General features: G+C 65.6%; 7 protein-coding genes. 1 reads left to right on the forward strand and 6 read right to left on the reverse strand.

Features of this window, described 5'->3' with window-relative positions:
- Nucleotides 1-8: 8 nt before the first annotated feature.
- From SB4_RS03670 to SB4_RS20575, 5 genes are all read right to left on the reverse strand, one after another.
- Nucleotides 9-2027 (reverse strand): hypothetical protein, encoded by a 2019-nt coding sequence (locus SB4_RS03670; protein WP_241488461.1) that lies wholly within the window; start codon nt 2025-2027, stop codon nt 9-11.
- 14 nt (nt 2028-2041) lie between these two features.
- Nucleotides 2042-4924 (reverse strand): TonB-dependent receptor, encoded by a 2883-nt coding sequence (locus SB4_RS03675; protein WP_058751459.1) that lies wholly within the window; start codon nt 4922-4924, stop codon nt 2042-2044.
- A gap of 104 nt (nt 4925-5028) precedes the next feature.
- Nucleotides 5029-5973: a FecR family protein gene (locus tag SB4_RS03680; protein WP_058751460.1), complete on the reverse strand. Its 945-nt coding sequence runs from the start codon at nt 5971-5973 to the stop codon at nt 5029-5031.
- Nucleotides 5970-6560 carry an RNA polymerase sigma factor gene (locus SB4_RS03685; protein ID WP_241488462.1) on the reverse strand — a complete coding sequence of 197 codons (591 nt, stop codon included), beginning with the start codon at nt 6558-6560 and terminating at the stop codon, nt 5970-5972. The genes SB4_RS03680 and SB4_RS03685 overlap by 4 nt, the downstream gene beginning before the upstream one ends.
- A gap of 35 nt (nt 6561-6595) precedes the next feature.
- Nucleotides 6596-6892, reverse strand: coding sequence for an RHS repeat-associated core domain-containing protein (locus SB4_RS20575; protein ID WP_420893875.1), 297 nt, complete (start codon nt 6890-6892; stop codon nt 6596-6598).
- Between SB4_RS20575 and SB4_RS20275 the strand changes: the two genes are divergently transcribed.
- A complete protein-coding gene (locus SB4_RS20275) occupies nt 6785-7105 on the forward strand; it encodes a hypothetical protein (protein ID WP_058751461.1) in 321 nt (106 codons plus the stop codon). The two genes, SB4_RS20575 and SB4_RS20275, sit on opposite strands and share 108 nt — an antisense overlap.
- Before the next feature lie 24 nt (nt 7106-7129).
- Here the strand turns inward: SB4_RS20275 and SB4_RS20185 are convergent.
- Nucleotides 7130-7324: hypothetical protein (locus SB4_RS20185; RefSeq protein WP_206597981.1), on the reverse strand; the 195-nt coding region annotated here is incomplete at its 5' end.

Here is a 7324-nt window from a genome sequence, read left to right on the forward strand (position 1 = left end):
TGCGAGCATCAACGGGCCGAACAGGCGACCGCCTGCCCCGCCGGGCGACGCAGCGCGAGATAGACGGTGCTCCACAATTGCGCCGCGTTGGACTCGTCGACATCGGCACCCGCCGCACCGAAGGGCACGACTTGGTAGCGGCCATCGGCATAGCGCCACGACCATAGCTCGGAGCTTTGCACGCTGCGCGTCGCCTCGATCCCGTCCCACAGGCAGGATTGCGCGCGAGCAAGCGATGCGCGGACATCGGCGGGCAGATCGCGCCGCTCCAGCTGCCGGGCCAGTCCCGCCGCGACCAGCGCCTGTTGCCAGCTCCACACCACCGTCCCGTGATAGGCGTTGGGCGAGAATCGGCGCTGGATCGCCGCGTCGGCAAAGGCCGGGTTGGCGACCAGCATCCCGACGCCCGTTCGCAGGCCCGCCGGGAAGGCATCGGTAAAGCCGCTTGCCATCACCCTCAGCGCGTCGGCCGGGGGCCGGGCGAAGAGCAGCGCAAAGCCGGGATCGCTGTTCTGCACCGGGATCGACCGCCCCTGCGCGTCGAGCGCGATCGCCGGGAAGCGGACCGGTGCCGTGCCGATCGCCGCCAGCGCGGGCGCGTCCGGCACACCGATCATCCGGGCATAGCGGCTGACGGCCTGACGCGCCTCAGCAGGGGACAGCGTGACGTCGAATAGCGGCGGCGCCTTGGTCCGCCAGATATCGGCCACCGCCCGCGCTTCGCCAAACGCCTTGGCATCGCTGGCGGCGAGATAGGGCCGGAGCAGCCCGCTGGCCTCCAGGGCCGCCGCCGAATCCAGTGCGGCGGGCACGAGCACGGCGTTGACGTCATAGGGAATACGCCCCCCCGCCAGCCCGTCATTGCTGTCGCGCCATTCGCCCGCATCCATGCCGGGCTTCAGCGCGATCAGGCGTGCGGCAACCGGATCGCGGGCAAAGGGCTGCGCCTGGCGAAGGACGAAGCGGAGATTGCGCACCATCCGCGCGCCCAGCGTCTCGCCATCCACCCGCCGGGCGAGAAATGCCGCCGCCCGCGCCCGCCCCCGGGAATCGTCGAGCAGCCACGCCCGCGCGACCGGCGCCAGCATATAGTCGCTGTCGACCATGTTGTAGTTATAGACCGGCGCGTCCGACGAGCTGCCATCGGCCTTGCGGTGGTCGAGGATCGCGAACTCGCCGATATCCTCCTCATGCGCCACCTCGCCCTGCGGCGACAGGCGCGCCAAGACCGAGAACAGACCCGTTTCCACCGCCGCCGGCTGCAGCGCGGGCATCAGCAGACGGACGGACATCAGCGTGTCGCGCCCGAAATAGGTATCGAACCGCCACGAACCCGCCAGGAACTTCTCGGCATAGCTGAGGAAGGTCAGCGCGTTGCGCGCGCCCTGATCGGGCTGTGCCTTGCCGTTGAGAAGTTCCGCCCCCGCGCGCGGGATCAGCGGCGTCTCGCCAGTCAAGGCCGTCACGGTAAAGCGTATCCGCCCGTTTTGCCCCGCCAGGATCGCACCGCCTTCGATCCGCCCGTCCGTGACGGTCATCGACAGGTCATAGCCTGCCGCCCCATCCAGCCGGTCGCGCGACCAGCGGATCGTGTCGGCGGTCGTTCGGGGCGGGGTCAGCACCTCGGCGGGGGCGGTGCCCAGCGCCTGATAATCGCGGATCACGCGGATGCTGGACAGCACGGCCTGACGCGGAATCAGGCGCGCCGCATCGATCGTCACGGTAAAACGCACGCCGTGGAGCGGTCGCCCCTTGGCATCGCTGAGCGTAACCGGCTGCGGTTCTCCATCCAGCCGCCACTCCGCGTCCCGGGCCAGCGGCTCGAACCACAGGGCGGTGCCGCTATTACCCGCCGGAAAGGCGACGAGCAGGCGGGGTTGCTTGCCCGATCGCAGCACGACATGCGCCGCGACCGGGCCGGAGCGCGTGAAGCTGTTGATGTTCAGCCCCTCGCGCAACGCATAATGCTCGACCGGTGCCGCGCCGGTCAGACCCAGCAAGACGGCCAGCCCCAGCGACAGCCGCAACCCCGCCTTCCTCCTCACAGCTTCAGCGTCGCGCTGAACAGCGCATTGCGACCGATGATCGCGCGGCCGTAGAAGTAACCATCCACGATCGTCTGTGTCTGACCCTGACGCGGATTGCCCTCGGTAAAGCCCTTCACATCGGTCAGGTTGTCGACGCTGACCGACAGGTTCAGGCGTGGCGTGGCGTCGATGCTCGCCCCGATCGAGAAGACCCCGTATGCAGGCAGCGCAATGCCGTTGCCGCTGTCGGCGAAGATCTTGCCGACATATTTGTACCGCCCGTAAATCTCACCCAGCCCGCCGGGCAGGACGAAGGACGGGGTGACAGTCAGCAGCTTCTTGGGCGTACGCTCCGGCGTGTTGCCGTCATATTGCGGCTGGGCGACGCCGTTGAAGCGCAGGTTGCTGAGCTTGGGGTCCTGATAGACGCCCTGCACGTTCAGGCTGAAGAACTCGACCGGGCGGAGCGTCGCATCCAACTGCACGCCATTGGTGAAGTTGTCCGCCAGCGCGTTGCTCGCCTGCGCCGGATTGGCCGGGTTGATGAACTGATAGGACTGGTCGCGGAACTCGGTGCGGAAGCCGATGACCGAGGCGTTGAAGCCGTTGGCCTTGAACCGCACGCCGCCTTCGTACAGCGTCAGCCCGGACGGCGCATGGGTGCCGCCGGTATCGCCGCCATTGGTCTGGAAACCGTGCGCACCGCGCACATAGAGCGCGACATGATCGGTCAGCTCGTAATTGATGCCCGCCGTATAGGCCCAGTCCGAATAATTGGCGGTCTGGCGGGTATAGGTGCCTTTGAACGTGCTACCGACATTGTCGTAGAGGCCCGGCGTGCCTGCGGGCACGGCGGCGTTGACGGCGGCGCTGTTGCCGATGTCGACCCGAACATGCTGATGCTCGTAACGCGCGCCGAAGTCGATGTGCAGCCGGTCGCCGATGGTCAGTTCGTCATTGAAATAGGCCGACAGCGACGTCACCTCATCATTGAACAGGCCCTGCCCCCAATTGCCGTAATTGACCATGCCGTTGTTGGTCAGCGACCCCAGCACGCCGCCCGCTGCGTTCAGCGCGACCATGTCATAGACGTTGGAATCGTTGCGCACGTCGTTCAGCACGGTCGCGACCGCCGACTGGTTGTTGGAACGACGGACATTATAGACCATGCCGCCGACGGTCAGCGAGTTGTCGATATTGCCGCCGCCGAAATCCCATTTCGCGCCGAAATCGCTGCCGAAGTCCTTGGTCGTCAACGTCTGATGGTTGAGCACCGTCTGCTGAAGCAGGCCATTGCCGTTCAGGCCGTTGAGAGCGGCGGTGTTCGACGCGGCAATCACTTGCCCAGTGCGGATGTTGCGCAGGCCATATTGCGCGACGCCGGGGAAGCGGAGCGCCGCAACCTGGAAATAGGTCAGTGGTGAACCCTGAAGCGGGGTCAGCCCGGCCAAGGGCGAGGACGCCGGCGTCAGATAGTTGAGCGCTGAGGTCAGGCCCGCGGTTCCCGAGCCGCTGCCCGGGAAGATGCCGTTGAAATCATAGGACCCGTCCAGATAGCGCGCGCGACCGAACAGACGCAGGCTGGGGCTGACCGGCACCTCGACATCGATGCGATAGGTATTGGCCTTCACATGAACGCCCTCGGCCGAGCTGAACCGGCGCAGGCTCTCACCGGTGGCGGGCGCGTTGGGCACCAGGAACTGGGTGAAGCCGCGCCCACCCGCATCGTCACGCTTCAGGTCCAGGCCGGGCACGCTGCTGATCGTGCCGTCGGCCGCCACCCGGAACGGCATGTCCGCATAATAGGGGAAATGCTTGTCGCCATGCTTCACGGTGAAGCGGACGAAGCCGCCACCCGCAAATTTCTTCTCCAGCATCGCCTTCACGTCATAGGCGTTGAAGGTGAACGGCGTACGACGAACGCCTTTTTGCGAAGTGACATAGCCGCCAACGTTGAACGCCCAGCCATCCGCGATCGGCGCGGAGAAATAGCCATCAGCACGCAGGTCGCCATAAGTGGTGCCGGTGTAACGCACCATCGCCGTCGCCTTGTCATGGTCGGGCTTCAACGAGATGAAGTTCATCGTCGCGCCCGCGCCATTGGGGGCCAGCACGCCCGACGTACCACCCTCGACCGCTTCCAGCCGGTTGATGGTGATGTCGTTCTGAAAATAGAAATCCGCACCGCCGCCGCCATAGAGGATCGGCATGCCATCCTCTTCCAGCGTGATGAACGTCTGCCCGCCCCCGCGCAGGCCGCGCACCGAATAGTTGTTCGAGATCGGACCCGCCGTGCCTTCGACAAAGACGCCGGGCACCAGTTCCAGCGTCTCGGCGGTCGAGCGCGGTGCCTTGCGCAGCAGGTCCGCTGCACTCGCCAGGGTGACATTGGACGAGGAGTTGAACAGAGTCCGGCGATCGGAGGTGTTGCCGGTGACGATGATCTCGCTCTGCGCGCCCGCATCGGCTTGCGCCGTCTCGTCCGGGGACGCGGCACCGGCAGCCGCTGCCTGCGCACTGCCTGGCGCCATACCGCCATCCTGCGGCGCGACGTAAGCGACCGTCCGGGGCTTCGCCGGAGCCCCCGCACCGATCACCGCCGTGCGTCCGTCGAACGATACCAGACGCAGGCGGCTGGGCGCGATCAGCCGCTTCAGGCCTTCCTCGATGCTCAACTGCCCCCGGACCGCCGAGACCGTCTGCCCACGCGTTACGTCGCTGGGGGCGAGAATCTGGATACCGGCCTGCTGGGCGAAGCGGACGAGGCCGGTGGTCGCGGGCTGGCGTGGAACGTCGAAGTTGCGAACCGTCGACTGCGCGGCGACGGCGGGCGACGCGATCCCGGCGGCAATGGCCACCATCGACACGAACGGAATGGTCAGAATCTGGCTGCGCATGACACCCCTCCCTGGAATTCTTGACGCGCTTCATATGGCGCTGATCCAAGGATGCGCGGCCGCTTCGTTTCCGTCGGTGCGGTTAGAAATTTTTTAAAAGGATTTTACTGGAGAACAATGCGGGTCACATCGCCCTTGCCCGGAACTTGGCGGCGCTCGACCCGGCCGCCGACCATCGCCGCGCTGGCGGCGGCGAATCCATCGACGTCATAGATACGAAACCAGCCCACGACCCGCCGCCCGGCCAGCTGCGGCGCGACTTCCAACTGATCGTTATTGTAGCGGTTGAACTCCGCCGCCGCTTGTCCCAGCGTCATGTCGTCCAGCACGATGCGCCCTTCCCGCCACGCCAACTGCTGGTCCGATGCCTGCGGCTCCATGGCCCGCACCGCCATACGGCCCGGTTTCAACACCGCCCACTGGCCCGCCGCCACGCGGCGCGGCGGATCGGCGCTATCGACCGACCAGATCTTAACCACCCCCTTGGTCACCACGACACGAGCAGCGTCGCCCTCCCGCCGGACATCGAACGCCGTACCGACCGCCTGGACACGATAAGGGCCGCTCGCCACCACGAAGGGGCGTTTCGGATTATGCGCGACCTGGAACCAGGCCTCGCCCTTGTTCACGTCTATATGTCGCTCGACGGGCGTGAAGGCGACGCGCAGGGTCGTGCCGCTATTGACGAGTGCGACCGATCCATCGGCCAGCGGCATCCGCCGGATCTCGCCGATCCGCGTATCGATCCGCTCCGCCCTGTCCGGCCACACGCCAAAGCCCAGCCCGGCAACGAGCGCGGCCGCCATCGCGCCGCCGCCCCATCGTCGCCAATGCCGTCGATCGCGTTCTTGCGCCCGCCCTTCCCCTTCGTCGGATCGCCCCGACAAGGCACGCACCCGATCGAGCAGCCCCAGCGCCGCCGTGGCGCGCAGCAAAGCCCCCCGGTGCCGCGAATCCTCGTCCAGCCAAGCCGCCAGCCTGGCATCCTCGTCGCCGTCCAGGCCCCGGTCGATGGCGGCGGCCCAGCGACAGGCGATGTCGTCGATCATCGCCAGCCTCCCGTTTCGTGACGGGTCGCACGTGCGTTCGGACGGTCGCGGCGGCGGATCGGCAGCTCGGCCTTTTCCTCCTCGCTCAACTGATCGAGAATCCGCTTCAGCCCGCGCGCAACGTCATTTTCCACCACGGTTTCAGGGATATGCAGCCGCATCGCGATGTCACGCTGCGCCATACCGTCGATCTTGCGCAACCGGAAAATCTGCCGCGCCCGGTCGGGCAGTGCATCGATCAGCCGCTCGATGCGGGCCAGCATATGCCGTTCGGCGACGATTTCCTCGGGCGAATGGGAGAGGTCGGGTGCATTGTCCAGCTCGGCCAGACCGCTCGCCGCATCGATGCTGACCACCCGCTCGCGCCTGATCTGCTCCAGCACGACGTTGCGCGCGGCGCGGAAGAAGTAACGACGCGGGTCGTCGATATGGGCGAACCCGTCGAGCCTGCTGATCCGGCAATAGGTTTCCTGCACCACGTCATCCACGTCGACAGCCGGGAACGCCGCGCGCAGCCAAACACGCAACTGCCGCTCATGCGGCAGGATGTAACGGCCGACCCAGGCGACAAGCTGATCCGAATGCACGCGCCCCCCCCTTCTTCATCCAAGATGCAGCAGCCTCATCTTTCCGTCGAGATGGTCAGAGATTTTGCGACAGGCCGATCGTGTGCCGGCTGGCCTGTGGGGAACATGATAAGGCAAGGTGGTAGCGCATGCGCCCGGCCCGTTCGAGGAGCGCAGGCGCCGCTTTCACGTCGCTGACGTTGCCAGCCGTAGCATCGACGCCTAGGGGGCGGCCGATAACGTCGTTGAGCGGCGCGGGTACGCAGGCCGCCATCGACGCCGATCGGGTCGGGCGACAGATACTGGCCGGTTTCGGGATCGTAATAGCGGTTGAGATTATAGTGCAGCCCGATTCCCGCATCCTCCCATTGTCCTGGGAAGAGCAGCGCGAAGGGGGTGGTTTCGCCTTCCGCGCCAACATCGCTGCCACCGCGTTCGCGCAGCAGCGCGCAGGCGGTGCGCGTGCAGCCCCAGAGTTCGGACTCAGCGCGCTATCGGCGTTGGCCGCTCAAGCCGAACAGTGCATGCAACGCGCGCTGGCAGACATTATCGACCTGCCACGATAAATTGTCGGCTTTTAACAAGAAGAGCTAAAATTTAAAAATATCCCACAATTCGTCTCTAATGCAATCAAGCCTTTGATTTATCTTTATCCTATCATCGCAATGGTCAATCCAGACATTATATTCGGAAAAACCACGCCCTCCGGCCACCATGGAGCGGTACACAGAGGAAGCATCGTCAATGCTTCCCGACTCCAATTCCCTTAGGGTCCAAACCCAATC

The sequence above is a fragment of the Sphingomonas sanguinis genome (assembly GCF_001476905.1).
GTDB classification, from domain to species: domain Bacteria; phylum Pseudomonadota; class Alphaproteobacteria; order Sphingomonadales; family Sphingomonadaceae; genus Sphingomonas; species Sphingomonas sanguinis_B.

Bases quoted from the DNA above. Each gene is read 5' to 3' on its own strand.
- SB4_RS03675 (WP_058751459.1), bottom strand. From the start codon at position 4,924: ATGCGCAGCCAGATTCTGACCATTCCGTTCGTGTCGATGGTGGCCATT.
- SB4_RS03680 (WP_058751460.1), bottom strand. From the start codon at position 5,973: ATGATCGACGACATCGCCTGTCGCTGGGCCGCCGCCATCGACCGGGGC.